At 39.9% G+C, this 25,284-nt stretch carries 24 protein-coding genes; 13 read left to right on the forward strand and 11 right to left on the reverse strand.

Annotated features, from left to right (window positions below; genetic code table 11):
• Positions 1 to 10 precede the first annotated feature (10 nt).
• Both fadA and fadB read right to left on the reverse strand, forming a co-directional pair.
• A complete protein-coding gene (fadA, locus tag AC1M9J_RS08800; RefSeq protein ID WP_035265978.1) occupies positions 11 to 1,183 on the reverse strand; it encodes an acetyl-CoA C-acyltransferase FadA in 1,173 nt (390 codons plus the stop codon).
• A 12-nt stretch (positions 1,184 to 1,195) separates the two neighbouring features.
• The gene (gene fadB, locus AC1M9J_RS08805) at positions 1,196 to 3,349 is read right to left on the reverse strand and encodes a fatty acid oxidation complex subunit alpha FadB (RefSeq protein ID WP_092766638.1); all 2,154 of its coding nucleotides are present in this window, start codon (positions 3,347 to 3,349) and stop codon (positions 1,196 to 1,198) included.
• Between the two features lie 505 nt (positions 3,350 to 3,854).
• On the opposite strand from fadB, the gene lpxO reads away from it, so the two are divergent.
• Both lpxO and AC1M9J_RS08815 read left to right on the forward strand, forming a co-directional pair.
• Positions 3,855 to 4,769 (forward strand): lipid A hydroxylase LpxO, encoded by a 915-nt coding sequence (lpxO, locus tag AC1M9J_RS08810; protein ID WP_035265982.1) that lies wholly within the window; start codon positions 3,855 to 3,857, stop codon positions 4,767 to 4,769.
• Between the two features lie 129 nt (positions 4,770 to 4,898).
• Complete coding sequence (locus AC1M9J_RS08815) at positions 4,899 to 5,852, forward strand: hypothetical protein (protein WP_481596153.1); 954 nt, start codon at positions 4,899 to 4,901, stop codon at positions 5,850 to 5,852.
• A 32-nt stretch (positions 5,853 to 5,884) separates the two neighbouring features.
• On the opposite strand, the gene AC1M9J_RS08820 is transcribed toward AC1M9J_RS08815, so the two are convergent.
• Complete coding sequence (locus AC1M9J_RS08820) at positions 5,885 to 6,934, reverse strand: AAA family ATPase (protein ID WP_481596154.1); 1,050 nt, start codon at positions 6,932 to 6,934, stop codon at positions 5,885 to 5,887.
• A 228-nt stretch (positions 6,935 to 7,162) separates the two neighbouring features.
• On the opposite strand from AC1M9J_RS08820, the gene uvrC reads away from it, so the two are divergent.
• From uvrC to AC1M9J_RS08845, 5 genes are all read left to right on the forward strand, one after another.
• Positions 7,163 to 8,962, forward strand: coding sequence for an excinuclease ABC subunit UvrC (gene uvrC / locus AC1M9J_RS08825; RefSeq protein ID WP_180028652.1), 1,800 nt, complete (start codon positions 7,163 to 7,165; stop codon positions 8,960 to 8,962).
• Positions 8,963 to 9,077: 115 nt separating this feature from the next.
• Positions 9,078 to 9,872, forward strand: a complete 795-nt coding sequence (locus AC1M9J_RS08830; RefSeq protein ID WP_481952169.1) for a thioesterase family protein — start codon at positions 9,078 to 9,080, stop codon at positions 9,870 to 9,872.
• Positions 9,873 to 9,975: 103 nt separating this feature from the next.
• Positions 9,976 to 10,563, forward strand: coding sequence for a CDP-diacylglycerol--glycerol-3-phosphate 3-phosphatidyltransferase (pgsA, locus tag AC1M9J_RS08835; protein WP_035265993.1), 588 nt, complete (start codon positions 9,976 to 9,978; stop codon positions 10,561 to 10,563).
• A gap of 55 nt (positions 10,564 to 10,618) precedes the next feature.
• Positions 10,619 to 10,987, forward strand: a complete 369-nt coding sequence (locus AC1M9J_RS08840) for a hypothetical protein (protein ID WP_481952170.1) — start codon at positions 10,619 to 10,621, stop codon at positions 10,985 to 10,987.
• Positions 10,988 to 11,085: 98 nt separating this feature from the next.
• Positions 11,086 to 11,619, forward strand: a complete 534-nt coding sequence (locus AC1M9J_RS08845) for a DUF4269 domain-containing protein (protein ID WP_481952171.1) — start codon at positions 11,086 to 11,088, stop codon at positions 11,617 to 11,619.
• A gap of 3 nt (positions 11,620 to 11,622) precedes the next feature.
• Here AC1M9J_RS08845 and AC1M9J_RS08850 read toward each other — a convergent pair whose 3' ends face one another.
• A complete protein-coding gene (locus AC1M9J_RS08850; RefSeq protein WP_481610035.1) occupies positions 11,623 to 13,425 on the reverse strand; it encodes an ABC transporter ATP-binding protein in 1,803 nt (600 codons plus the stop codon).
• Positions 13,426 to 13,560: 135 nt separating this feature from the next.
• Here AC1M9J_RS08850 and AC1M9J_RS08855 point away from each other — a divergent pair, with 135 nt between their 5' ends.
• A complete protein-coding gene (locus tag AC1M9J_RS08855; protein WP_481592349.1) occupies positions 13,561 to 14,184 on the forward strand; it encodes an alpha-ketoglutarate-dependent dioxygenase AlkB family protein in 624 nt (207 codons plus the stop codon).
• 16 nt (positions 14,185 to 14,200) lie between these two features.
• On the opposite strand, the gene ruvX is transcribed toward AC1M9J_RS08855, so the two are convergent.
• The 3 genes from ruvX to recN form a co-directional block, all read right to left on the reverse strand.
• Positions 14,201 to 14,644 carry a Holliday junction resolvase RuvX gene (gene ruvX, locus AC1M9J_RS08860; RefSeq protein ID WP_035266001.1) on the reverse strand — a complete coding sequence of 148 codons (444 nt, stop codon included), beginning with the start codon at positions 14,642 to 14,644 and terminating at the stop codon, positions 14,201 to 14,203.
• On the reverse strand, positions 14,637 to 15,191 hold the full coding sequence (locus AC1M9J_RS08865) for a YqgE/AlgH family protein (protein ID WP_035266003.1): 555 nt from the start codon (positions 15,189 to 15,191) through the stop codon (positions 14,637 to 14,639). The genes ruvX and AC1M9J_RS08865 overlap by 8 nt, the downstream gene beginning before the upstream one ends.
• Before the next feature lie 81 nt (positions 15,192 to 15,272).
• Complete coding sequence (gene recN, locus AC1M9J_RS08870) at positions 15,273 to 16,940, reverse strand: DNA repair protein RecN (protein WP_481596159.1); 1,668 nt, start codon at positions 16,938 to 16,940, stop codon at positions 15,273 to 15,275.
• Positions 16,941 to 17,256: 316 nt separating this feature from the next.
• Here recN and ppnP point away from each other — a divergent pair, with 316 nt between their 5' ends.
• From ppnP to AC1M9J_RS08885, 3 genes are all read left to right on the forward strand, one after another.
• Positions 17,257 to 17,580 (forward strand): pyrimidine/purine nucleoside phosphorylase, encoded by a 324-nt coding sequence (ppnP, locus tag AC1M9J_RS08875; RefSeq protein WP_092766653.1) that lies wholly within the window; start codon positions 17,257 to 17,259, stop codon positions 17,578 to 17,580.
• 136 nt (positions 17,581 to 17,716) lie between these two features.
• A complete protein-coding gene (gene rlmB, locus AC1M9J_RS08880; RefSeq protein ID WP_035266007.1) occupies positions 17,717 to 18,463 on the forward strand; it encodes a 23S rRNA (guanosine(2251)-2'-O)-methyltransferase RlmB in 747 nt (248 codons plus the stop codon).
• Positions 18,464 to 18,469: 6 nt separating this feature from the next.
• A complete protein-coding gene (locus tag AC1M9J_RS08885; protein ID WP_481596160.1) occupies positions 18,470 to 19,396 on the forward strand; it encodes a DMT family transporter in 927 nt (308 codons plus the stop codon).
• A 16-nt stretch (positions 19,397 to 19,412) separates the two neighbouring features.
• Here AC1M9J_RS08885 and coaE read toward each other — a convergent pair whose 3' ends face one another.
• Genes coaE through pilB form a run of 4 tightly spaced genes read right to left on the reverse strand, consistent with a single transcriptional unit; the run spans position 19,413 to position 23,873 of the window.
• Positions 19,413 to 20,015, reverse strand: coding sequence for a dephospho-CoA kinase (gene coaE / locus AC1M9J_RS08890; RefSeq protein ID WP_092766656.1), 603 nt, complete (start codon positions 20,013 to 20,015; stop codon positions 19,413 to 19,415).
• A 41-nt stretch (positions 20,016 to 20,056) separates the two neighbouring features.
• Positions 20,057 to 20,917, reverse strand: a complete 861-nt coding sequence (locus AC1M9J_RS08895) for a prepilin peptidase (protein WP_035266012.1) — start codon at positions 20,915 to 20,917, stop codon at positions 20,057 to 20,059.
• Positions 20,917 to 22,143 carry a type II secretion system F family protein gene (locus tag AC1M9J_RS08900; RefSeq protein ID WP_035266014.1) on the reverse strand — a complete coding sequence of 409 codons (1,227 nt, stop codon included), beginning with the start codon at positions 22,141 to 22,143 and terminating at the stop codon, positions 20,917 to 20,919. Before AC1M9J_RS08900 ends, AC1M9J_RS08895 begins: the two co-directional genes overlap by 1 nt.
• A 20-nt stretch (positions 22,144 to 22,163) precedes the next feature.
• Positions 22,164 to 23,873, reverse strand: a complete 1,710-nt coding sequence (gene pilB / locus AC1M9J_RS08905) for a type IV-A pilus assembly ATPase PilB (RefSeq protein ID WP_092766658.1) — start codon at positions 23,871 to 23,873, stop codon at positions 22,164 to 22,166.
• A gap of 261 nt (positions 23,874 to 24,134) precedes the next feature.
• On the opposite strand from pilB, the gene tpiA reads away from it, so the two are divergent.
• Positions 24,135 to 24,926, forward strand: a complete 792-nt coding sequence (tpiA, locus tag AC1M9J_RS08910; protein WP_035266016.1) for a triose-phosphate isomerase — start codon at positions 24,135 to 24,137, stop codon at positions 24,924 to 24,926.
• Between the two features lie 13 nt (positions 24,927 to 24,939).
• A complete protein-coding gene (secG, locus tag AC1M9J_RS08915; RefSeq protein ID WP_035266018.1) occupies positions 24,940 to 25,269 on the forward strand; it encodes a preprotein translocase subunit SecG in 330 nt (109 codons plus the stop codon).
• The last annotated feature ends 15 nt before the right edge of the window (positions 25,270 to 25,284 follow it).

Genomic DNA, 25,284 nt, shown 5'->3' on the forward strand with positions numbered 1-25,284 from the left:
TATTTAAAACTTAAACACGTTCGATCACAGTTGCGATACCTTGACCAAGACCGATACACATCGTCGCAAGACCGATTTGTGTATCTTGTTGTTCCATCACGTTTAACAACGTCGTTGTGATACGCGCACCAGAACAACCCAATGGGTGACCAAGCGCAATCGCACCACCGTTTAAGTTCACGATGTCTTGTTTGTCATGTAAACCTAGACCTTTCAATACTGAAAGACCTTGAGCAGCAAATGCTTCGTTTAACTCAACAGTTTGAATGTCACCAATGCTCAAGCCAGCACGTTTCAGCGCTTTTTGAGTTGCTGGAACTGGGCCATAACCCATGATCGCAGCATCACAACCTGCAACTGCCATAGATCGAATTACAGCACGTGGCTTAAGACCGAGTGCTTGCGCACGCTCAGCAGACATCAATAACATTGCAGATGCACCGTCAGACAACGCTGATGATGTAGCAGCAGTCACTGTACCGCCTTTAGGGTCAAACACAGGACGCAACGCTTTAAATGCTTCAAGGTTCGCATCTGGACGAATCACTTCGTCTACATCACAAAGGATTTTGAAGCCATTTGCATCATGACCTTCAACACCAATGATTTCGTTTTTGAAACGACCTTCTTGAGTAGCAGCCCAAGCACGACGGTGAGATTCAACACCAAAAGCGTCTTGCTCTTCACGGCTAATGCCATTCATACGACCTAACATTTCTGCCGTTAAGCCCATCATGTTAGATGCTTTTGCATAATGTTTAGATGCTTGTGGGTTCAAGTCGATACCATGCATCATGCCAACGTGGCCCATGTGCTCAACACCACCGATGATGAAGATATCACCTTGGTTTGTCGCAATTTGAGCAGCTGCGGTATGAATTGCTTGCATTGAAGAACCGCAAAGACGGTTAACAGTTTGACCTGCAACAGTTTTTGGTAAGTCTGCCAATAACACGATGTTACGACCGATGTTCATGCCTTGCTCTAGAGTTTGGTTCACACAACCCCAGATCACATCTTCAACTTCGTTCACATCAAACTGGTTACGAGCAACCAATGCACGAACTAATTCAGCAGATAAGTTATCGGCACGTACATTGCGGAACATACCATTTTTGGTTTTACCCATTGCTGAACGTACGCCATCAACGATGACAACGTCACGTGGATTTAAAGTAGCCATTCACGTTGCTCCTTAACCGTAGAATTTTTTGTTGTTAGCAGCCATGTCACGCAACATTTGTGGCGCTTCATAAGCCTTACCTAAATGCGCATACTTGTCGCAAAGCGCAACATACTCAGCTACACCAGTTTGATCGATGTAACGGCATGGACCACCACGGAATGGAGGGAAGCCTACACCCATGATCATTGCCATATCTGCTTCGTTTGGTGTTGCAACGATGTTGTCTTCTAAGCAACGAACAGTTTCGTTACAGAAAGCAATCATCATACGGTCAATGATCTCTTGAGAATCAAATTCACGTTTTTCACCAGTCACGACAGAAGCAATTACGTCATACGCTGTTGGATCAACAGTTTTTGCTTTCTTGCCTTTCTTGTCCAATTCATATTTGTAGAAACCAACATCGTTCTTTTGACCGAGACGTTGTGCTTCATACATTGTTTGGATTGAACCTTTGAAATCAGGCTTCATACGGTCAGGGAAACCTTCAGCCATCACTTCTGCACCGTGAACGCCAGTATCAATACCGACAACGTCCATTAAGTATGCAGGACCCATTGGCCAGCCAAATTTTTCCATCACTTTGTCGACTTGTTGGAAGTCAGCGCCGTCTTTAAGAAGAAGGTCAAAGGCACCAAAGTAAGGGAACAATACGCGGTTTACAAGGAAGCCCGGACAGTCGTTTACAACGATCGGAGTTTTACCCATTTTTTGAGCGAGGACGACAGTCGTTGCAATCGCTTCAGGTGAAGTTTTTTCACCACGAATCACTTCAACCAAAGGCATCATATGCACTGGGTTAAAGAAGTGCATCCCTACAAAGTTCTCAGGACGCTCTAGGTTTTCAGCCAAACGCGTGATTGAGATCGTAGAAGTGTTTGATGCAATGATCGTGTTTTCACGTACTTTAGACTCAGTTTCTTTGAGTACGATGCCTTTCACTTTCGGATTTTCTGTTACCGCTTCGATCACGATATCGACTTCTTTAAACTCATCATAGCTTAATGTCGGACGGATACGTGCAAGCGTTTCACCCATTTGAGCAGGCTTGATTTTCTTACGTTCAACTTGTTTAGTCAGAAGACCGTTTGCTTCTTTCATTCCTAAAGCAAGTTGTGGGTTACCAATATCTTTCATGATAATTGGTGTGCCTTTGCTTGCCGCTTGATAAGCAATACCACCACCCATGATACCTGCACCAAGTACTGCAGCTTGATTTACAGGGTGAGCGCCTTGTTCATATTTTTTCGAAGTTTTCTTCACAACTTGGTCGTTGATGAATAGACCAATCAACGCGCCTGCTTGTGGCGTTACCGCTGCTTTTGCAAAGTGTTCAGCTTCTTGGCGAAGTGCACCAGCACGATCTAAGCTTGAACCTGCTTGCATAGAATCAAGCAATAATTTTGGCGCAGGGTATTGTGCAGGATTAGCTTTCGCAAGCACCACACCTTTAGACGAGTTGAAAGCCATCATTTGTTCTAATGGATTCAACTTAATTGGATCTAATTTTTCTTGACGCTTCGCTTTCCAGTCTAAACGACCTTCGATTGCTTGTTTAACGATAGAGATCGCAGCATCTTGTAATTTATCAGCAGCAACCACCGCATCGACCGCACCATCTTTAAGTGCAGCAGGTGCTTTTTTCGGGTTCGCCATTGCCATCCATTCAACAGCGTTATCGATACCGATAACACGGCTTAGACGAACAGTACCACCGAAACCAGGAATGATCCCAAGTTTAATTTCTGGAAGACCAACTTGTGCTGATTCTGACATCACGCGATAGTCACACACCAAGCACATTTCGAAACCGCCGCCCAATGCCATACCATTGATTGCAGCAACTTTAGGAATATTTAAATCTTCGAATGAATTGAAAATTTCATGAACAGGCATCGCCCAATCTACAATGACTTGTTCGCCTTGCGCAAAGTTTTCACCAAACTCAGTGATGTCTGCACCAACGATAAATGTAGATTTACCAGATGTAACGATAAGACCTTTAATCTCAGCGTTTGATTGAACAGCAGCAATTGCAGCTTTAAAGTCGTCAATTGTTGCGCGGTTGAATTTATTAACCGACTCACCTTGTAAGTCAAAGCGGAATTCTGCAATTCCGTCCGAAAGCATTTGGACGGTAATGGCATTGCCAGCGTGGATCATGCCCTGATCTCCTTTTTTTTGGAGGACTTCTAAGTTGATGTTGTGAAGCTAGTGCGTATTTCCTGCGCACATTAAAGCTTCGCTAATCTTACGATAACTATATCGAAAAAGAACATAACAAGTTGTATCAAGCCGTGACGCAATGGTCATCTATTTATTGCACCAGCATGCGTTATAAAACAGCAGATGCGAATGTAGAATTTGTTCTTCTTACAATAAAGCGATTGTTTCAATTGGCATTTTATTTAAAAACACTTCAACTTATATCTGGGGTAGGTAGGTAATTTCAAGTTATTTTGCACTTTAAATTTCGTCATAAAAGTCAATAAACTGAAATATAAAGCCATCAAAAGTCTATTTGTAGAACACAATGTTTCGTTGTTTGGGGTAGTCGTTATACAATTTACGTGATTATCTATACATCTAAATTGGAACAATTCATTTCCAATTTAGGTGCAGCATCTCCTCATTTAACCCGCTAACCAAAGATAAACCGAGTCAATCAATGATCAAGTGGATTATTCTCGCGATATTCATCATATCGGCACTGTATATTCAACGTCGTGGAAAAGTACGACATTCGTTCTATCGTCAATTCTTTGATCATTCGACCATTTTGGCACCTATTAATTTTTTGATGTATATGTTCTCTAAGGTGCCAAACCAGCCTTATATCGACACACAGCATTTTAAAGATTTAAAAGTGTTAGATGAAAATTGGGAAATGATTCGTGATGAAGCCAAAGCTTTATATGAGCAGGGTGGGATCAAAGCCTCTGAAAAATATGATGACCTAGGCTTTAATTCATTTTTTAAAACTGGTTGGAAGCGTTTTTATTTAAAATGGTATGACTCTGCACATCCTTCAGCAGCAGAACTGTGCCCTAAAACGACAGCATTGCTTAAAACATTGCCAACCATTAAAGCGGCGATGTTTACTGAGCTTGCTCCTGATAGTCGCTTGGTTCGTCATCGTGATCCTTATGCGGGATCTTTACGCTATCATTTAGGGTTGTTGACGCCAAATGATGATCGTTGCTTTATTGATGTAGATGGTCAGCGGTATTCATGGAGAGATGGTGAAAGCGTTGTGTTTGATGAAACCTACATTCATTATGCAGAAAACACGACGGATCAAAATCGTATTATTTTCTTTGCTGATGTAGAGCGCCCTTTAAAGACACGTTGGATGGAACGGTTTAATCATTGGTTTGGTAAAAATGTAATGACTGCGGCAAGTTCACCGAATGAAGCAGGGGATCAAACGGGTGGTCTGAACAAAGCATTTGGTTATATTTATCGCTTGCGTGTCAAAGCAAAAGCACTGAAAGCGAAGAACCGTCAGTTATATTACTTTTTAAAATGGTTCTTGATGTTAGGGATATTCTTCCTGATTTTCATTCGACCTTATGTGTTTTAAGAGCATTCAGATCAAAATGCGCCTCAGGGCGCATTTTTTAATTTTACTTAAAATGATGTAAATTAAAATTGAGAAGTAGTTCAATAAAAGCTATGCTTTTGTCTGTAAAATATACAAAAGAAAATTCAAATGAATCTCAAAAAAACAATATTAGTACTAAGTGTTTTACCGTTTTTTTTAAGTGCCTGTGGCGGCGGTGGGTCGGGAGATTCGTATGAATCATCACCGAGTACACAATTTCGAAACGGTGATCAACTCTATTCAATTTACTATAATTCCAATGATCGATTCGGCTTAAATTATATTGAATTTCAAAATGGACAATTTACTTATACGGATAGTTTTAAACCGTTGAATAGTGTGATTGTGACGCGAAATCGTATCTATCAAACCTATGATCAAGCCCAAAATACGCTCAGTGTGAATAGTCCTAGTCATTGGACGATGAATATCATTGGTGACATCCAAACGGATATCGAAATGGAGCGTGTAAACCTATCGGGTAAAAATGTTTTTGATACAGTTTTACCAGGTTATCGCAACATTGATCGAAATGATTTGAGCCCTAATGTGAGATTGTTTATCGCCAAAGATGGTCTTAAAAATTTTTCTTCAGGTAGCTATTGTTATAGAAAGAAAGCAGAACAAAACCGAGTAGATTATTTACAACTCTATCCAAACACGAGTGAACCATTGGAAGAGAGTTTTAACCAATTTTATGAAGATAACTTGCTGTATCTTGATCTTTTAAATGACAAAAATCCAATTGTTAAATTTCAACTCGCAAAAGATCGTTGGATGGGTATGAATTTTAGCAGTATTTTTGACACCAGTATGAAGATTAGTTTAGATGATTCAACAGCCATTGAATTTGAAAGCAAACTATATCCTGCTGAATATCATCAAACTTTGAAGCGTACGACTGATGATGAATATAAACTCTATGAAAAATTGATAATGAACGATGATGTTGCAGAAAATAGACAGCGTTATCAGTTATTAATGGCAAATATTGAAAAAGGGTGTACGTATTATAATAAAACGGCAGCAGAATCCTTTGTCACGATTCCTGGTTTAAGATGATTTGTTTAAAAAAAGCCCATAATGGGCTTTTTTTATTGATTGATGATCGAGAGCTGACCGTCTTTGCAATCCAGCTTGAGATGAAGTTGATCTGGATGCTTTAGAAAGTAGATCGCAATAATGGGTTCTAGTTCAGTTCTCATTTTCCGTGCTAAATGACGTGCCCCAAAGCGGATATCATGACCCTGATAGAAATATGCTTTGGCAAGGTCTGATAAATGAACCTGACGTTTTTGATGTTGCAAACGAATGTTGAGTTTTTCCAGTTCAATATCTACCAATTTAGGGAGTGCATCATCTTGAACAGGCTGATAATGAAGGACACGATCAATTCGATTCAGAAACTCCGGATCAAAACTGCGATGCAGTATTTTTTCAATAATGGCTTTCGTGGGTAGGCGTTTTAAACATAGATTTTGAAGTTTTTGCGGTAAAACATTTAATTTATCTAAATATTGTTGTGCTGCGCGCGCTCCTGCATTACTGGTCATAAAGATCATACAATTACGAAAATCAATCGTTTTTGTTCCAGCAGTAAGGGTTAGACGACCTGTATCCAACACATTCATTAAGCCACGAATCACTTCGGGAGAGGCTTTTTCAAGTTCATCAAACAGCATAATGCCAGGACGGGTATGAGAGCCATTAATCGCAGTTTCATCGAATAAACTGTGACCTTCTTTCGAACCGACATATCCGGGCGGAGCGCCTGTTAAAGCGGCTGCATAATGTTCTTGAGCCAGTGTATTCATATCGATACGACAAAACGCATCAGGACGACCATAAATCGCTTCAGCAATCAAACGAACAGTCTCTGTTTTACCAACACCTGTTGGTCCAAGCATTAAGGTGACGGACAAGGGGCGTTCAGGACTTGAAAAGTCAGCTTTGACCACGTGAAGCATTTTTTCGATTTCATCTAAGGCTGGATTTTGCCCAATGATACGATCACGCAATAACTGCATCACTTTGGCTGGTTCAAAATGAAAGCGAGACTTTCCAATGAGTCGATCTTTTTCTGAAGGACTATGGGATGAGAGTGCAGGTTGTATGGCGTGAAAAGCACGATCGGTCGCAGTCATGTTGGCGCATCCATGAATGAATCAGTTGAAAAGCATATCAAACTTGAATTTAACAACTCAGACTTTTTAACAATCAGCTGATTATAAAATCTGCGATCATTGCCCTGAACTGTTGGATCAACAAGGTTTTAAAATCGTCTACCGAAATGCACTTGAAATAGAGCGCGTTACCATCACAATAAGCTCATGCTGTTGCATGAATGACTGACTCTACATTAAAGGCTGCTTGTGAACGAAAACGCACGTGAACACATTGAAAAAATCTTAGCCAATCTTACGACTTTGCCTGGTGTCTATCGCATGTTAGGTAAAGATGGAGAGTTGTTGTATGTGGGAAAAGCGAAGAATTTAAAAAATCGTGTTTCTAGCTATTTTGTTAAAACCATTGAGCATCCCAAAACACAGGCTTTAGTTGCCCGCATTCATGATATTGAAACCATGGTGGTCCGCTCAGAAACGGAAGCATTACTTCTTGAACAAAACTTAATTAAGCTTCATCGACCGCCGTATAACATCATGCTGCGAGATGATAAATCTTACGTCTATATTTTTGTGTCCAGTGATAAGCCTTATCCACGTATTGCAGCAGGTCGTGGTAAGGGGAAACATCAAGCAGGTAAATTTTTTGGACCTTATCCAAGTGCTTATAATGCACGTGATACATTGGTGGTCTTACAAAAATTATTCAATGTCCGCCAATGTGAAAATAGTTATTTTGCGCAACGTAAAAGACCGTGTTTGCAGTATCAAATTAAACGTTGCTCAGCTCCATGTGTGGGTATGATATCACCTGAAGATTATAAAGATGATGTTGATAACTCTATTCGTTTTTTACAAGGGGACACACGTGAGCTTAATCAAGAATTAATTGCCAAAATGGAAGCGGCAGCAGAAGCTCTCGAATTTGAAAAAGCCGTTTTTTATCGTGATCGGATGGCATTATTGCGTGATGTCCAAACTCAACAAGCGATTTATAAAGTCAAAGGTGAAGCAGATATATTAGCGATCGCATACCAAGCGGGGGTAACGTGCGTTCAGATTATGCATGTGCGTAATGGCAAGATGTTGGGAGGAAAAAGTTATTTCCCAGATATGTTGGGCGATGATTTGGGACAAATGCTGGCAGATTTTATCGCGAACTTTTATTTCCAAGTTGCCGATGAGATTCCAACAGAATTAATCGTCAACGTGGAGCTGCCAGACAAGAAAGACATAGAAGAGGCACTACAACAAAATTTTGGCAAAAAAATTCTGATTAAATCAAAAGTTCGAGAAACCCGTGCAGAATGGCTCGAGCTTGCGACCATGAATGTACAGCATGCCATTAAAGGACAACTTGCTAACCATTATGAATTGAATGAACGTTTTCATCAGTTAGAAGAGGTGGTCGGACGTCCAATTGATCGTATCGAATGTTTTGATATATCCCATACGATGGGCGAAGCAACGATCGCTTCTTGTGTTGTCTTTGATAGTGGAGGGGCTCGCAAGCGCGATTACCGTCAGTTTGCTATCGAAGATATCACTGGCGGTGATGATTATGCTGCCATGCGTCAGGCTTTGACACGACGGTATAAGAAGGCGATGCTGCCAGATTTGCTTCTCATCGATGGTGGTAAAGGGCAATTACATATGGCAATGCAGGTCATGCAAGATCTTGGATTGGATGCATTCATGGTGGGGGTTTCAAAAGGGGAAGGACGTAAGCCTGGTTTGGAAACCTTACATTTCACTGATGGCACAAAGATTCAACTGCCTGAAGACCATAAAGCGCTACATTTAATTCAACAGGTTCGTGATGAGGCGCATCGATTTGCCATTACTAAACATCGTGCCAAGCGCGATAAACGTCGTGGGCAGTCAGTTTTAGAAGCCATTCCAGGGCTAGGACCAAAACGCCGCCGTGATTTATTAACACATTTTGGTGGGATTCAAGGGGTATTAAAAGCCTCTGAAAAGGATCTGAATTTAGTCCCAGGTTTTGGTGCAAATCTCGCTCGGACTGTGTACAAAATCTTGCATGAGTAATCATGCATATCAATTTGCCAAAAGGATCATTGACCTGCGAGTCATTGATCATTTACCTCAATCTGAAAATTCAGCATGCTAGCGCGATAAGAAATTTAAAATAAAAGGGTTGCACATGTCATTTGGACAGGTATTTCAAGAAATTGATCAACAAGAATGGGTGGAGATCCCTGAGGGTTGGTTGCAGGGTCGTACCATTTTTGGTGGTTTAACCACGGCGATGATGCTACACAAAGCAACACAAATGATTCATGACCCTAAAAAAAGATTATTGAGCACCAGTGTGGTATTTGTGGGTCCTGTTCAGGAAAAGCCAGTCAAAGTGACAGTGGAAATTTTAAGGCAAGGTAAATCTGTGACTAATATTGAGGCTCGGATTTGGCAGGATGATGCTGTACAGGGAATTCTGCTGGCAAGTTTTGGTTCAGACCGTGAATCAGTTGTGAATATGGATCAAACTCGCTCAGCACCACAGTATGATTCACCTGAAAGTTTAGTTAAGTTGCCTTATCATCCTCTTATGCCGCAATGCTATCAGAACTATGATCTGATTTGGGCTGAAGGGAAATACCCTTGTACGGCTGCTGAAAAGCCAGATTTTGGTGGGTGGTTTCGATATGCAGAATCTAAATTTGAAGCAGGTCCGCTGAGCATGCCTGAATTTATAGCAATGTTAGATATTTGGCCTGCAGGAATTTTTCCTATATTAAAAAAACCAGCACCGGGCAGTTCAATTTCTTGGTATGTGACGCTGTTAGAACCTATTCAAGCTGACCGACGAGATTGGTTTAAATATAAAGTATTTACAGATCATTCTGCGCATGGTTATTCTACTGAATATGCCCATATTTGGGACCATAATGACCGTCTCGTTGCAATTTGTAGACAGACTGTCGCGATTTTTGCCTAGTCGACAGCGGGTAGTGAATCGTTTAAAGTAAGCGGATTAAAGAATCAAAGCTCAAGTTTTTATTGCAAATTTTAGCTGTAATTGGGGCAAACTGGCGGTGTCTATGTCTACAGGTCGCATCCTGAATATACCAAATATCTTGACGCTAGCACGTATTGCGTTAATACCTGTTTTTTTAATTATTGCCTATTGGCCTCCTGCGATTGGTGTGGGTGGGCATGAAGGGGGTATGACGCGTCATATCATTCTGACTGCAATTTTTGTGATTGCTGCTGTCACAGATTGGTTTGATGGTTATTTGGCAAGAACATTGAATCAGACTTCTGCATTCGGACGTTTTTTAGATCCTGTTGCGGATAAATTAATGGTCGCAGCAGCATTGATTGTTTTGGTGCAATGGCAACCTACAATTTCGATGGCTTTTGCTGCGATTGTGATTATTTCACGCGAGATTACCGTTTCTGCTTTACGTGAGTGGATGGCTGAGCTCGGTGCACGTACCAATGTGGCTGTATCAACGGTTGGTAAATATAAAACAGCTTTTCAGATGATTGCTATTTCCGTGTTCTTACTCAATTGGAAACCACTTGAATTAGTTGCATATGGTTTATTGTATACCGCTGTAATTTTAACACTGTGGTCCATGTTTATTTATTTAAGAGCGGCATGGCCATATCTAAAACAACCCTAATGTATTTAAAGCGCCAAAAGGCGCTTTTTTATTGTCTTGAGAAAGTGATTTAAAAATGAGAATTAAATTTGCTATTGGTTTAAGTATCTTGTTGAGTTCAAGCATTTATGCGGATGATTTATCACGGGCACAAGAGTATTTGCATAATGATGGGATCGCGTATTGTCTATCTCTTTCTGAGATTTATGCAGCTGAAGCAAATATTGCGAGAGGTGGATATTTTCAACTCGGTGAGCATAGCCATGAGGCGGCAAAACAAGTGCAAAATTATATTGATCAAGCGCTCAAAGAAGCGTTAGGCAGCTATCAATATTCAAAAGAGAAAGCATACCTTATGCGTTGTTTGGAAATCTCTTATTCAACGCAGTATCGAAATTATATTAAAACTGTTTATGCGTTAGATGTTATCGAAAATCAAAAATAACCTTAATTGCTTAAGCTTTTCTGCTGAGGGTTAAAGTAATTCATATTGGGAGATTCAACCGCTTTAAATTTGAATCATCTTAGAGATTAAAAATAACAATGAAAAAAATACACTTTCAAAAAGTCATTGATGACTTAAACCTTTTGGAAATACTCAAGCGGTATCAAGTTACAGTGGTCGGTACGCCACCTTTAGGAATTGCAATAGCACAAAGTGATATCGACCTCATTTGTAGTTATCCGATTGAGCAAGAGAATCATTTGATTGAAACACTAAAATTATTTCAAACCTATAAGGCATGGTGCATTGAGCGAAGTTATTTTGAACGTGATACTTGGATTTGCCGATTCGAATATTGTGCTTGGTCAATTGAGATATTTTGTTCTACAACACCAATTCATCAGCAGGCGGGATTCCAGCACTTCTACGTTGAACATAGAATATTAGATTTGGCAAATGACCAATTTAAACAGGAAATCATTCGCCTTAAGCAAAAAGATATAAAAACTGAACCTGCATTTGCACAAATATTAGCGCTCGATGGTGATCCTTACACGAAGTTAAGTCAGCTCTATGAAGCAGATGACTGTGTGTTGATTCAACTGCTTCAATGCCAAGGTTACCTAGATTAAACTTTAACTATGGGTTTCCTCATCCCCATCGTCTTCAAAAGTTTTTGCAATTTTTTCGATATTCAAACTTTTAGCCATCGCATCAAAAATTTGTTTATATACACCGTCTTGATGGTAAAGAGCATCATGTTCTCCATGCTCGGCAATTTCGCCTTCTTTCATGACATAGGTGTAATCCGCATCGATAATTTGCGACAGGCTGTGCGAGATAATAATGACAGTACGTCCTTGTTTAATCTCATCAAGGCTTTGTTTAATTTGTTCCGAAGCGATGGCATCCAAACTCGCAGTCGGTTCATCTAAAAAGATAATCGGCGGATTTTTCAAGAACATACGAGCAATCGCAATACGCTGTTGTTGTCCTCCAGAGAGTTGCAATGCATCGGAATGATAGCCATCTGGAAGTTGTAAAATTTGCTCATGAATGGAGGCTTTTTTAGCAGCAATGATCACGTCTTCTTCAGTGGCTTCTGTTTTACCATAGCGAATATTTTCAAGAATAGTCCCTTGGAAAATATGATTTTTTTGTAGGACTAATCCAATATGATCTCTCAAATATTGAGTATCAATTTGATTGAGATCGATGCCATCGAGTTCGATACATCCCTGATTAGGTTCATAAAATTTATCTAAAAGACTGATTAAGGTTGATTTTCCCGCACCTGATAAGCCAACTAATGCAGTAATTTTATTGGGTCGAATCTCCATATTGATATTCTTTAGTGCGTGGTGACCGTTTGGATAAAAGAATTCAACATTTTTCAGCGTAAATTTTCCTTGAATTTGCGGTTTGAGTTGACCTGTAGGTTCAATTTGATCATCTGCTTCTAAAATTTTAAAGAAGCTTTCTGAATAGATCATGGCATCATTCACTTCATCATATATACGATGTAAGGAGCGAATTGGTGCGGATACATTATTGAACAGCAGTACATGAAACATGATCATACCGATGCTCATCTGACCATCAAGCACAAAATACGCAGTTAGGATGATGATTAAAACAATACCTATTTGTTCAATAAAGGTTTTTAACCCATCAAATAAAAAGCTGACCTGACGGGTTTGCATTTGATTATCTGTGAGTTCTTTTTGTAGTTTGAGTTGTTTGGTCGATTCTATTGACTCGCGGTTGAAAGATTTGATAACCGTAATTGAATTAATAATTCCGAGGATACCTTGGCTTTTCTTTTCTCGACCATCACGTAAATTTCTACGCCAGCCTCCGAGTTTTTGTGCTTGTTTATAAGTTAACCAGAAGTAGATTGGAACGATAGTGGTCGCCACTAAGCCAACATAAAAGTTGGCGTAGTACATTAATCCTAAAGCCACGATCGCACTGGTAAATAACGGCAAAATGTCAATAAAGAATATTTGAACTAGACGAGTCAGAGAGCCAATACCACGATCGATTCGTGTTTGTAATTTGCCCGCCTGATTATTCTCTTCGTTGAAAAAAGCTAATCTATAGGTCAGAAATTTTTCAATGATGCCTTGTGCTAGATCTTGTGAAATAAAAATTCTAAGTTTTTCACCATAAAACTTTTGTCCGAATTGCACAAAAGCATTAATTACTTCTTTACCCAATAATATCGCTGTAATGGTAATCAGGATATTCCAGCCTTCAGCTAAGCCAAAACCATTCTCAACCAGCGCATTAATTTCATCAACTGCATACTGCAAAGTGAGTGCATTCACTTGAGCTGTGAAAGAGCCGATGAGCGTAAGAAAGAGAGTGGCAATCACTAAAAAGCGATAAGGTCGAACGAAAGGTTTAAGTTTTAGAAAAAGTTGCCATAAATTCATAAGCGATTGTTTTTATTGTCTAGATTTATGCCAGTCTAAGCTTGATTGTCCAGTGTCACAAGCGTTCACAATGTTTCAATTTGTCAGTTGAAATATTCAGCTAATATAAGGTTATATTTTCATGGCAAATTGGTTATGAACTTCGAGCTGTTTGCACCCGAACCCAATTCAAATCTCCTACCTTGTGATGGGATTGTAGAAGATTACGGCCTTATACTTACTCATGCTGAATCACAGGATTATTTCGATTATTTTTCAGAAGCTTTGGCTTGGAAACAGGATGAAGTGATTTTATACGGCCAATATTTTAAGACGGGTCGTAAAGTCGTATGGTATGGTGACCAAAACTACCAATATCACTATTCAGGGATGGATAAACAAGCACAGATTTGGGATTTGAAATTATTAGCACTCAAGCAAAAAATTGAACTTATAACAGGAGTTCAATTTAATTCTTGTTTGGCTAATTTGTATGAAGATGGAACTCAAGGTGTAGGATGGCATAGTGATGATGAGGCTGCATTAAGAGATCCTGAACATGGCGAGACCGTCATTGCTTCACTGAGTCTCGGCGCAACCCGAAAATTTAGATTTAAACATCGTGATAAAACTCATACTGCTGAAATGTATCTACAATCAGGACAGTTGATTGTGATGAAAGGTCAAACACAGCGTTTTTGGAAACACACTTTAGCGAAATCAACCAAAGTATTAGAGCCTAGAATCAATTTAACCTTTCGCTATTTTTATCCTAGATGAAGTGGCAAATATTCTATTAAGGTTGAATACCTTGAGGATTACGATACCAACTTTCAATAAATAAAGCGGCTGCCAAGCTGTCTGCGGACAACTTTTTTCCACGCCCTTGCGCCTGATAATGATCGAGTTCATCACGCGCTTCGCGAGTTGTTAATCGCTCATCCACCATCCATGTTTCTATATTGGTTTGGTGTCTTAAACGACGGGCAAATTTACGTGCTCGTGTTGATAGTTCCGATTCGCTATCATCCATATTCAGTGGTAGCCCGACTAAAAACAGATTTGGAGAATGCTGTTTTACAATTTTGAGTAGATCATCCCAATTGGGAATGCCATCTTTCATCGGTAAAAGTGAAAGTGGCGTAGCACTTTCAATAATGGACGATCCTACAGCCATTCCTGTTTTTTGTGTGCCAAAGTCAAAGGCCATAATGAGTTGAGCGGTAGTTGAATCAGGCATGTCCAATCTCAGATGAAAGCCATGTACGATCGACCCCCATTTTTCTATAGGCAGCGTCCCAGCGATCGTCATAGGGTAAGTTAAAAATCAAATCCATATCAGAGTCACAAATGAGCCAGTCACCTCGAGCGATTTCTTGCTCCAACTGGTTTTTACTCCAACTGGCATAGCCTAAAGCAATTTGATAGCGACCAACACCTTCATTGTGTGCGATTGCATCAAGAATATCCTTTGAGGTTGTTAAACAGAGGTTTTCACCTACAGCGATGGACGCATGCCAAGTAGGTTGACCTGTATGAAGTACAAAACCTGCTTCTGGTCGTAAAGGACCACCTTGTAAGACATCATGTGGGTGAACATGATCTGCCACGATATCAAGATCTGTTAAGAGTTCTTTAACCTGAATCCCAGCTGGACGATTGATCATAATTCCCTGCGCACCTTCATGATCATGACGCGCGATATAGACCACACTATTTGCGAAGAAATCATCTGCTAAATCAGGTGGGGCAATCAGGCAACGGTGCGTTAGAAATTGTTTACTCACCTAATGGCTTCTCCTATGTTTGAGTATCACTTTACTTCAACATACTAGACTTATGGGTTTTCAACAATCCTTTTAAAATAATCAAGATGTGCTGGCCTGAAACTTTAATTGTCTTAATTGTTTAGCATGTTGAAGGGTGGTCTCGCTAATTTCGACACCACCAGTCATACGAGCAAGCTCTAATATCCGTTGATCTTCATCAAGCTCAACGATAGTGCTGCTAGCAGGGTCTGTTTGCAGTTTTTTCACTAACAAATGTTGGTCCGATTGCGCTGCAACTTGGGCTTGATGTGTAATACATAGAATTTGAACATGTTGACCTAATCCAGCCAATAAGCGACCGACAATCTCAGCTGTTCCACCACTGATACCTACATCAATTTCGTCAAAAACGAGTACTTCAGCTTCGGTTTTCTCTGCATTCATGACTTGCATGACCAATGCAATACGTGACAATTCACCACCAGACGCAACCTTCGCAAGTGGTTGAGGTGGGATCCCTTTGTTTGCTGTGAACAATAATTGAATAAAACTAAACCCTTCAGATGAAGGTTGCTCCAGAGGATCAAAACGGAATTCAAAATGAGCTTCTGGTAAAGCCAGTTGCTTGACTTGTTCTGTTAAGAGTTTGGCTAAGGGTTCTGCTGCTTTACGACGGATATCATCTAGATATTGAGCTTTCTCTATAAACTGTTGATGCGAAATTTCAACTTGTTCAGCCAAAGTCTCTGGATCTTCAAGCTGATGTAATTGTTCTAGCTCTGCCTGCCAATGTTCGTATTCTGATTTTAAATCTTCGGGTTGTACTCGATATTTGCGCGCTAAACGATGGAATATTTCCAGTTGTGTGTTTAACTCTTCCATTCGTTCAGGATCAAAACTCTGACGGTCAATGAATTGTTTTAAATTAGCACTGGCATCATCGAGTTCACTTTGCGCATTTAATAATGAGTTATAAATTTCAGAGAGTAAATCACTACGACCTGCATGAGATTCAAGCTTGCGAATAATACTTGAAATTTCCTGAGTGATATTTTGATCAGACTCATCTAAAACGTTGATTGCATAACTACAATCTTGCATGATGTGTTCATGATGACTTAAGCGATCGAACTCTTGTTCAATTTCTTTATAGTCAAGTCGAACCACTTCTTCTAATTCTTCTAATTGAAGATTAAGTGTCTCAATGCGTTGAAGGCGGGTGGTCTGTGCATCAAGCGCAGCTTGATGCTGTCGGATATTTTTTTGCCATGCGTTATAACTGTCTTTGACAGCAAGCGTATGTTGACCAAAGTTGCTGTAACGATCTAACCAATGTTTTGGATAGGGCGGTTCTAACAATTGTTGCTGACTATGTTGGCTGTAAAGTTGGACTAAGAGTCTGCCAATTTCCTTTAATTCTGACAGACTACTTGGACGTCCATTGATCCAAGCTTTACTACGACCTGTAGCAAAGATTACCCGTCTTAGGTGAATTTCACCCGATTCATCTGCCAGCTCATGAGTGCTTAACCATTCAGCTTCAGGACTTTGATCTTGATAACTAAATACGGCTGTAACATCAGCCTTATCTGAACCATAACGAACGTAATTCGTATCAGTACGCTCGCCTAAACACGCTGATAATGCATCGAGTAATAAAGATTTACCTGCACCAGTTTCACCCGTAAGAACATTGAAACCTTGATCAATATCAATGGCTAAGTTATCGGCTAAAGCAAAGTTGATCAGATTAAGGTGTGTCAGCATAAACGCATCCGAGCTGCGAAAGTGTGGATTCTAAGATAGAGAAATTTTGTTTTAGTCTCAAGTCACGACATTTGAATATGAGAACTTTTAGTTTGCATTTTAACTGAAATTAGGTTGATTACTAGTGACTGAATATATTCTTTTACCTGTGTACAAAAGATATATAGAAGAAATCAAAAAAATCTTTAAATTTCATCAATAGGGAACAAAAGTTGCTTATAAAAACCATTGCAAAACACTGATTGATTAGTTGCTCGAGCGCAATTAAACTACGGCAATTAAAATTTATAAAATGCGCATTATTTGGAGAATACGCATGTCATCACAATTTGATCATGTATCTGTTGTAAAAAAATCAAATGTTTATTTTGGCGGGACGTGTATTAGCCACACTGTTCAATTTGAAGACGGTACGAAAAAAACACTTGGGGTTATTCTACCGACGGAACAACCGCTTACTTTTGAAACACATGTACCAGAGCGTATGGAAATTATTTCTGGTGAATGTCGTGTCACAATTGCAGACAATGAAGAACATGAGCTTTTCCGTGCAGGGCAGTCGTTTTACGTGCCTGGTGAGAGCCGTTTCAAAATCGAAACAGATGACGTATTAGACTACGTTTGTCATTTCGAAGGTTAATTACCAAAAAAAAATTTGACCAACATTCAATGGTCAAATCGGTTAAACTATTCGCTATATAAAATCCTGTAAAGTTGGCTTTGCGGGATTTTTCTTTTCTATATTATTGTATTGTCTTAGTGAGTTGAGGTCGTTCATGGCTAAACCCGAATATTATTATGGCGTTCATTCTGTGGAGTCATTGTTGGAGTTAGAACCTGAACGCGTTTTGACTCTATTTGCACTAAAAGGTCGTGAAGATCAACGTTTAAAACGTATTTTTGAGTTGGCTGAACCTTTCGGAATTAGTATTCAAAAAGCGAGCCGAGACAGCCTTGAAAAACTGGCTGGACAACCTTTTCATCAAGGTGTCGTTGCTGCAGTTCGTCCTCATCCAACGCTGAATGAAAATGATCTTGAGCAATTAATCAAAAGTACAGACAATGTTTTTTTACTGGCGCTTGACCAAGTGACGGACCCGCATAATTTGGGTGCGTGTATTCGAACTGCGGCAGCCATGGGCGTACACGCGGTTGTTGTTCCTCGTGATCGTTCTGCGAGCTTAACACCAACGGCTCGTAAGGTTGCTGCTGGTGGTGCAGAGAAAGTTAAATTTATCCAAGTGACGAATTTGGCTCGTACTTTAGCTAAAATCAAAGATGATTTTAATGTTCGAGTGATTGGCACGATGTTAGATGAGCATGCTCTACCTATTCACGAATGTGATTTGACTGGTCCTGTCGCAGTGATTATGGGTGCTGAAGATACTGGTTTAAGACCGATTACTCAGGCGCAATGCGATCACAAAGTTTATATTCCAATGAGTGGCAATTTACAAAGTTTGAATGTGAGTGTGGCGACAGGCATGGCACTTTACGAAGCGTGTAGACAACGTCAAGCCTAATTTGAGATGGCACTTTCAGATCGAGCCCAAGGCTATTTTTTTCTTATTACTACCATGTGCATCTGGGGGGGATTTACCCTCACTGCACGATTAAATGCGCTATGGCACATCAATACGTGGGACATTGTGGCACTGCGTTTTTCACTGGCTTTTTTGATCTTAATGCCGATTTTACTTTATCGTAGAGAAGCCTCTTTTTTACTTAAAAAAGAATCATTTATTTTGGCAATGATTGGTGGTGTGATCTATTGTTTGTTGGCTTATAGCGCATTTCACTATGCACCGACTGCGCATGCTGCAATTTTTCTCAATGGTTGTATTCCTATTTGTACTGCCATCGTGGCTTTTATATTGATGAAGCAGGCTTTTGATCGTCATACATGGGCAAGTTTGCTCATTATGATCACCGTGCTCGGTATTATGAGTCTCCTGATGTATCGTGAATCAGGCATTCCTTTTGGTGCTGGTGATGGATTATTCTTCTTGAGCGCCATTTTTTGGGCAATATTTACCGTATTACTGCGTAAATTCCAACTGAGTGCATGGCAGGCGATGTGTGGAGTTGCCATCTGGTCAGCCGTGATTTATGTACCCATTTACGTGTTATTTTTGCCCAAAGATCTTAGTACTCCTGAACCTCAGCATTTACTGTTTCAGACAATATTTCATGGCATATTCGTGGTCATTATTGCAACTTTAACTTATGTGGAAGCGATTAAAAGACTCGGGGCTTTTAAAGCAGGGAGCATTACCAATTTAGCGCCTTTTTTAGCTGCAATTTTGGCAGTGCCTTTGTTAAATGAACCTTTAAGTATTGCGATGTTATTTGGGTTGTTGGGTATGGCGATAGGCGCATTACAACCATGGCGATGGCTGGGTCGCCAAGATGCACTAAGCCAAAAACTTGAGCAACAAAAAAAGCAGTCTTCTTAGACTGCTTTTTTAAAATCTAAGCTTGTTGTGTAATATCGAGATAATATTGGTGTTTTACTGCGAGTTGTTGATAGAGATGATCAAGTTCACCATCATTAATAACAACATCGTCTGCACGTTTTAATTTTTCTTCACGAGACATTTGCGCACTCATTATTTTTTTAATTTGCTCAATGTCTTGATGATCACGTTGCGAAGCACGCAAGATTTGTAATTCTGTGGATGCATCGATCAGTAAAGTACGTTGAGTAAGTTGGTGTTGATTGGTTTCAAATAAGAGTGGGGAAACTAAAATGGCATAAGGACTGGTCGCCCGTTGTAGTTGTTCAATAATCGATAGGCGAATTGCAGGATGCGTAATATTTTCTAATATCTTTCTAGCTTCAGGATGTTTGAAAATATGGTCTCTTAACGCTCTGCGGTCGAGTGCGCCATCTTCCAATAGCACCCAATCCCCAAAATGATCTTTAATTTTTTGTAGTGCAGGTTTTCCAATTTCAACCACTTCACGTGCTACGATATCTGCATCAACAACAGTAATACCTTGTGTTTCAAACCACTGACTTGCAGCAGTTTTTCCACTTCCAATACCACCTGTTAAGCCCAAAATAAAGCGCATGTAAAAAACCTTGTAATTATCATAATGGGGCTTATTTTAGCTTAACCGCCTAAATAAACCTTCATAATTTCGTTACCCCATAAGAATGCAATCCATCCAGCAATCGCAATATAAGGTCCAAAAGCAAAGGGCTGATTTTCTTTTTTGACTTTCATCAAAATGATGCCGATGATTGCACCGACTAAGGATGAAAGTAGGACAATGAGCGGTAATAAAAATGGACCCATCCATGCACCAAGCGCGGCCAGTAATTTGAAGTCGCCATATCCCATTCCTTCTTTGCCTGTCACGATTTTAAATAGATAGTACACCACCCATAAACAGAGGAAACCAATCAAATATCCCCAAATTGCGGAGGTAGGTGAGGTGTAGAGTGCATAGCTATTTACCGCTAAACCAAGTGCAGCCAAGGGGAGAGTATATCGATCGGGTAAAAGTTGTGTATCGAAGTCGATGAATGTGAGTGCGATCAGTGTCCACGTTAAAATTAAGCCAAAAAGCATTTGTAGGCTTGGACCAAATACCGCGACGACCACTAATGAGCAAACAGCAGTCAAAACTTCTACCAGTGGATAACGAATACCAATCGGATTTTCACATTCACCACATTTTCCACGTAAAAATAACCAACTTATCACGGGGATATTTTGATACCAACGAATAGGTGTTTTACATTTTGGGCAGGTCGATGCAGGTTTACTTAGCGTGAGCTTATCTTCATCAATTATGGCTTGGTCGGGATGTAAAAACATCTGACAGTCTTGACGCCATTCTTGCTCCATCATTTTAGGTGTGCGGTAAATGACAACATTTAAAAAACTGCCGACACATAAGCTGATGATTCCCACAGTTAAATAGAGTGCTGTAGGCGATTGAATTAAATACGCAATTATTTCGTTCATTACACCACAGAACCCATTTGGAAGATTGGAAGATACATTGCGATGACTAAGCCGCCGACCAAGACACCTAGAATGGCCATAATCAAAGGCTCCATCATGGAGGTTAAGCCATCGACAGCATTGTCGACTTCACTTTCATAATGGGTTGCAACCTTATCTAGCATAGCATCGAGTGAACCCGATTCTTCACCAATTGCTACCATTTGCACAGCCATAGATGGGAATAAATTGGTCGAGCGCATAGCGAAATGAAGCTGTTGACCAGTTGCAACGTCGTCACGAATACGCATAACTGCTTGCTCATATACCACGTTATTCGTTGCACCAGCTGTTGATTGGAGTGCATCGATTAAAGGGACGCCGGCAGCAAATGTGGTTGAAAGTGTACGGCTATAACGTGCGATAATTGCTTTATAAACCAAATCACCAAAAATAGGCAGCCTTAAAGCCGTGCGATCTAATGCATCCGCAAATTTTTGACTACGTTTTTTGGCTTCAATAAAGCCGATAATGGTCAGCGCGATACCAATAATTAAAATAAACCAATATTTTTGCACCCACTCAGACATTGCCACTACGAGTTGCGTGAACGCAGGTAAGTCTGCGCCAAATGAGCTAAACATCTCAGAGAAGACAGGAACCACTTTGACCATCAAAATAATGGTCACAATAATTGCAACCACAATGACAGCAATTGGATACTTCATCGCTTTTTTAATTTTTTGTTTGAGAACTTCACTTTTTTCTTTATAAATCGCAACTCGATCGAGCATGGTTTCAAGCGCACCTGATTGCTCACCTGATTCTACCAATGAGCAGAATAACTGATCAAAATGCTGAGGATATTTGCGTAGTGCACCTGCAAAAGTATTACCACCTTCGACCTCAGTTTTAATACCCAAAACCACTTCACGCATTGCAGGATTATCTAAGCCTTCTGCAACAATTTCAAAGCTTTGAACAAGTGGTACACCTGCTTTCATCATGGTGGCAAGCTGACGCGTAAAGATGGTGATGTCCAAAGTAGACACTTTCTTCTTCATTAAGCCTTCAAGAATATTCTTGCGCTTCTCGCGGATACTACGCACCGTAATGCCTTGTTTGCGGAGCATGACTTTTGCAAGTTGAATATTACGCGCAGGCATTTCACCTTTAACTTTGGTTCCCTTGCGATCCACGCCGTCATATACAAACGTTGGCATCATCTGTGCTTTTTTCACCGCCATAATGATTTCCTTATTTTTAATTATTCACTGGTCACACGATTCACTTCTTGTAAAGAAGTGAGTCCGTTCATGACCTTAATTAAGCCCGAACGTCGAAGATTCTTAAACCCCAGTCTTTCAGATGCAGCTGCAATCTCTAATGCATTGCCATCATCCATAATAATCTTCGAAATTTCAGGTGTCACTTTCATGACTTCATAAATACCGACACGTCCTTTATAACCATCACGGCACTCAGGACAACCGACAGGTTGATAAATTTTAAAATCTGGATCTGCTAAATCCTGTTCTGTGAATCCCATTTCTAACAAACTTGGTTTAGGAATATCAGCAGGTACTTTACAGTGTACACACAGTCGTCTAGCAAGTCGTTGAGCAATGACGAGATTCACCGAAGTTGCAATATTAAAAGAGGGAACCCCCATATTGCGCAACCGGGTTAAGGTTTCAGGAGCACTATTGGTATGAAGTGTAGACATCACCATGTGGCCTGTTTGTGCTGCCTTAATTGCAATTTCAGCTGTTTCGAGATCTCGAATCTCCCCGACCATAATAATATCAGGATCTTGACGCAGGAATGATTTCAATGCGACTGAGAAGCTTAAGCCCACTTTATAGTTGACGTTGACCTGATTAATGCCTTCTAAGTTAATTTCTACGGGATCTTCTGCTGTAGAGATGTTGGCATTTTCAGTATTTAAAATATTCAATCCTGTATAAAGCGATACTGTTTTACCAGAACCTGTTGGACCCGTAATCAGTAACATGCCTTGAGGCTTCTCAAGTGCCTCAAGGAATAAAGCTTTCTGATCTTCTTCATAACCTAATGCATCAATACCGAGCATTGCACTAGACGGATCCAAAATACGTAATACGATTTTTTCGCCAAATAGGGTTGGTAATGAGTTAACACGAAAATCAATCGCTTTAGTACGAGATAATTTAAGCTTAATACGGCCATCTTGCGGAATACGCTTTTCTGAAATATCCATTTGAGACATAACTTTCAAGCGTGAAGCTAATCGATTCGCGAGTTGCAATGGTGGATTTGCAATAGTTCTTAAAACACCATCAACGCGGTATCGAACTCGGTACGTTTTTTCATAAGGTTCGAAGTGTAAATCTGATGCACCCATGCGAATGGCGTCAACCAAAAGCTTGTTGATGTACTTAACAATCGGGGAATCATCACCTGAAGGACCATCATCGTTATTATTTTGCGGTGTATCGTTCTCGACCACGTTAACGTCAAGATCTTCATCGCCGAAATTGAAATTCTCATTTTCAGAAAAATGCTTTTCGATCAGTTTTTCAAGTTTATTATGTTCTACAGTAATAGGAACGACGTTTAATTTACTATTAAATCGAATTGCTTCCAATGCTTCGATATCTGTAGGATCACTCGTCGCTACAAATAAAGATATACCTCGTTGATATAAAGGTAAGATTACATGTTTTGTAACAAGATTTTCTGCAACGATATCTTTGGGTAGTAACTCAACATTATATGCATCTAAATCGAACAATGGCTCCCCAAACTCTTGAGCAACCATTTCAGCAATCGTATTTGCTCGTATTTTGAGATGTTCAACGAGGTAAGGTACTAATTTTTGATGAGATTTTTTTGAATTAATAATAGCATTTTGCATTTGCTGGGAGGTCAAAATGCCTTCATCAACCAAACGACGACTTAACCCAGAAAATTTTGGCCCACTTTGATCTAAAGTCATCCCCAATACGCCTTAAATTCATTTTATAATTCGAATATTAAAATTATACGGTTATAAGTAGAAAATTCTATACTTAAAATCATTAATATTATCCGAAAACTATGAAAAAATTGAATTTTTTCACTTATTCTATTGGGTATTGTGTCTTATGTTGCCTTTTTTTAAAGAATTCTAGGTGCTGAATCTGTATCCATTGAATTTTTACGTTAATTTTTTAAAATCCGTGTAGAATGTGCGCATTTTTGATAGAAGGTTAGATCTATGTCGGGTTCGACAATTACTCCGTGGGTTGTAGGCAATTGGAAAATGAACCCAATGCAGGCTAACACGCAACAGCTTTTAGCTGATTTGAAACAACAGCTTGAGCAAGCTTCAATCGCTCATGATGTTTGTAAAATTGGTGTTGCGCCAACTTTATTGGCTTTACTCCAAGTAAAAAATGAACTTGCAACAGATGCTCATGAAGTGTTTGTGGTCGCTCAAGATGTATCACGTATTGCGGGTACTGGTGCATTTACAGGTGAAGTTAGCGCAGATCTTTTAAAGGATAGCCAAGTCGATTATGTATTAATTGGACATTCTGAACGTCGTGAAATATTTAATGACACGCCTGCGATTCTTAATGAAAAAATAAAAAATGCTTTAGCTGCTAACTTACATATCATCTATTGTGTGGGTGAAAGCCTTGAACAGCGTGAAAGTGGGCAAGCTGAGCAAGTGGTGTTACAACAAATTTGTGACATTGCAGGTGTTGTGAATCCAGAGCAATGGGTGCATATTACCGTCGCCTACGAGCCAATTTGGGCAATTGGAACTGGTAAAACAGCTTCCCCGGATGATGCACAAGCAATGCATGCTAAAATTCGTGAAGGATTGAGTCAAATTACACCTGAAGGTCAAAACATAGCAATTCTTTATGGTGGTAGTGTAAAACCTGAGAATGCTGTTGAATTGGCAGCATGCCCTGATATCAATGGTGCCCTCGTAGGCGGTGCATCACTCAATGCAGAATCATTTGTTCAAATTGCGCAAGCATTTGCCCAATCAAAATAATTAGGAGTTCATCATGCAATCTTTTGTACTGGTGCTACACATCATTTTAGCGTTATTGATGATTATTTTAATTCTAGTACAGCATGGTAAAGGTGCAGATGCAGGTGCGTCTTTTGGCGGTGGCGGTGCAGCGACTGTATTCGGCGCTTCTGGTTCTGGTAACTTCTTAACTCGTTTAACCGGGATACTTACTGCTTTATTCTTTATCACAAGTATTAGCTTGGCTTACTTTGCGAAGCAGCAAACGACAGATGCTTATGGTTTGAAAACGATTAACACAACTGAGCAAGTTGATCAAAAATCGCCTGAAACTTCATCAACTGCACCAAAACCAGCTGAATAATTGAATATTTCGCTT

The sequence above is a fragment of the Acinetobacter sp. ANC_7588 genome (genome assembly GCF_056783995.1).

Bases quoted from the DNA above. Each gene is read 5' to 3' on its own strand.
- fadA (WP_035265978.1), bottom strand. From the start codon at position 1,183: ATGGCTACTTTAAATCCACGTGACGTTGTCATCGTTGATGGCGTACGT.
- fadB (WP_092766638.1), bottom strand. From the start codon at position 3,349: ATGATCCACGCTGGCAATGCCATTACCGTCCAAATGCTTTCGGACGGA.
- lpxO (WP_035265982.1), top strand. From the start codon at position 3,855: ATGATCAAGTGGATTATTCTCGCGATATTCATCATATCGGCACTGTAT.
- AC1M9J_RS08815 (WP_481596153.1), top strand. From the start codon at position 4,899: ATGAATCTCAAAAAAACAATATTAGTACTAAGTGTTTTACCGTTTTTT.
- AC1M9J_RS08820 (WP_481596154.1), bottom strand. From the start codon at position 6,934: ATGACTGCGACCGATCGTGCTTTTCACGCCATACAACCTGCACTCTCA.
- AC1M9J_RS08830 (WP_481952169.1), top strand. From the start codon at position 9,078: ATGTCATTTGGACAGGTATTTCAAGAAATTGATCAACAAGAATGGGTG.
- pgsA (WP_035265993.1), top strand. From the start codon at position 9,976: ATGTCTACAGGTCGCATCCTGAATATACCAAATATCTTGACGCTAGCA.
- AC1M9J_RS08840 (WP_481952170.1), top strand. From the start codon at position 10,619: ATGAGAATTAAATTTGCTATTGGTTTAAGTATCTTGTTGAGTTCAAGC.
- AC1M9J_RS08845 (WP_481952171.1), top strand. From the start codon at position 11,086: ATGAAAAAAATACACTTTCAAAAAGTCATTGATGACTTAAACCTTTTG.
- AC1M9J_RS08850 (WP_481610035.1), bottom strand. From the start codon at position 13,425: ATGAATTTATGGCAACTTTTTCTAAAACTTAAACCTTTCGTTCGACCT.
- AC1M9J_RS08855 (WP_481592349.1), top strand. From the start codon at position 13,561: ATGAACTTCGAGCTGTTTGCACCCGAACCCAATTCAAATCTCCTACCT.
- ruvX (WP_035266001.1), bottom strand. From the start codon at position 14,644: ATGCCTGATTCAACTACCGCTCAACTCATTATGGCCTTTGACTTTGGC.
- recN (WP_481596159.1), bottom strand. From the start codon at position 16,940: ATGCTGACACACCTTAATCTGATCAACTTTGCTTTAGCCGATAACTTA.
- ppnP (WP_092766653.1), top strand. From the start codon at position 17,257: ATGTCATCACAATTTGATCATGTATCTGTTGTAAAAAAATCAAATGTT.
- rlmB (WP_035266007.1), top strand. From the start codon at position 17,717: ATGGCTAAACCCGAATATTATTATGGCGTTCATTCTGTGGAGTCATTG.
- AC1M9J_RS08885 (WP_481596160.1), top strand. From the start codon at position 18,470: ATGGCACTTTCAGATCGAGCCCAAGGCTATTTTTTTCTTATTACTACC.
- coaE (WP_092766656.1), bottom strand. From the start codon at position 20,015: ATGCGCTTTATTTTGGGCTTAACAGGTGGTATTGGAAGTGGAAAAACT.
- AC1M9J_RS08895 (WP_035266012.1), bottom strand. From the start codon at position 20,917: ATGAACGAAATAATTGCGTATTTAATTCAATCGCCTACAGCACTCTAT.
- AC1M9J_RS08900 (WP_035266014.1), bottom strand. From the start codon at position 22,143: ATGGCGGTGAAAAAAGCACAGATGATGCCAACGTTTGTATATGACGGC.
- pilB (WP_092766658.1), bottom strand. From the start codon at position 23,873: ATGACTTTAGATCAAAGTGGGCCAAAATTTTCTGGGTTAAGTCGTCGT.
- tpiA (WP_035266016.1), top strand. From the start codon at position 24,135: ATGTCGGGTTCGACAATTACTCCGTGGGTTGTAGGCAATTGGAAAATG.
- secG (WP_035266018.1), top strand. From the start codon at position 24,940: ATGCAATCTTTTGTACTGGTGCTACACATCATTTTAGCGTTATTGATG.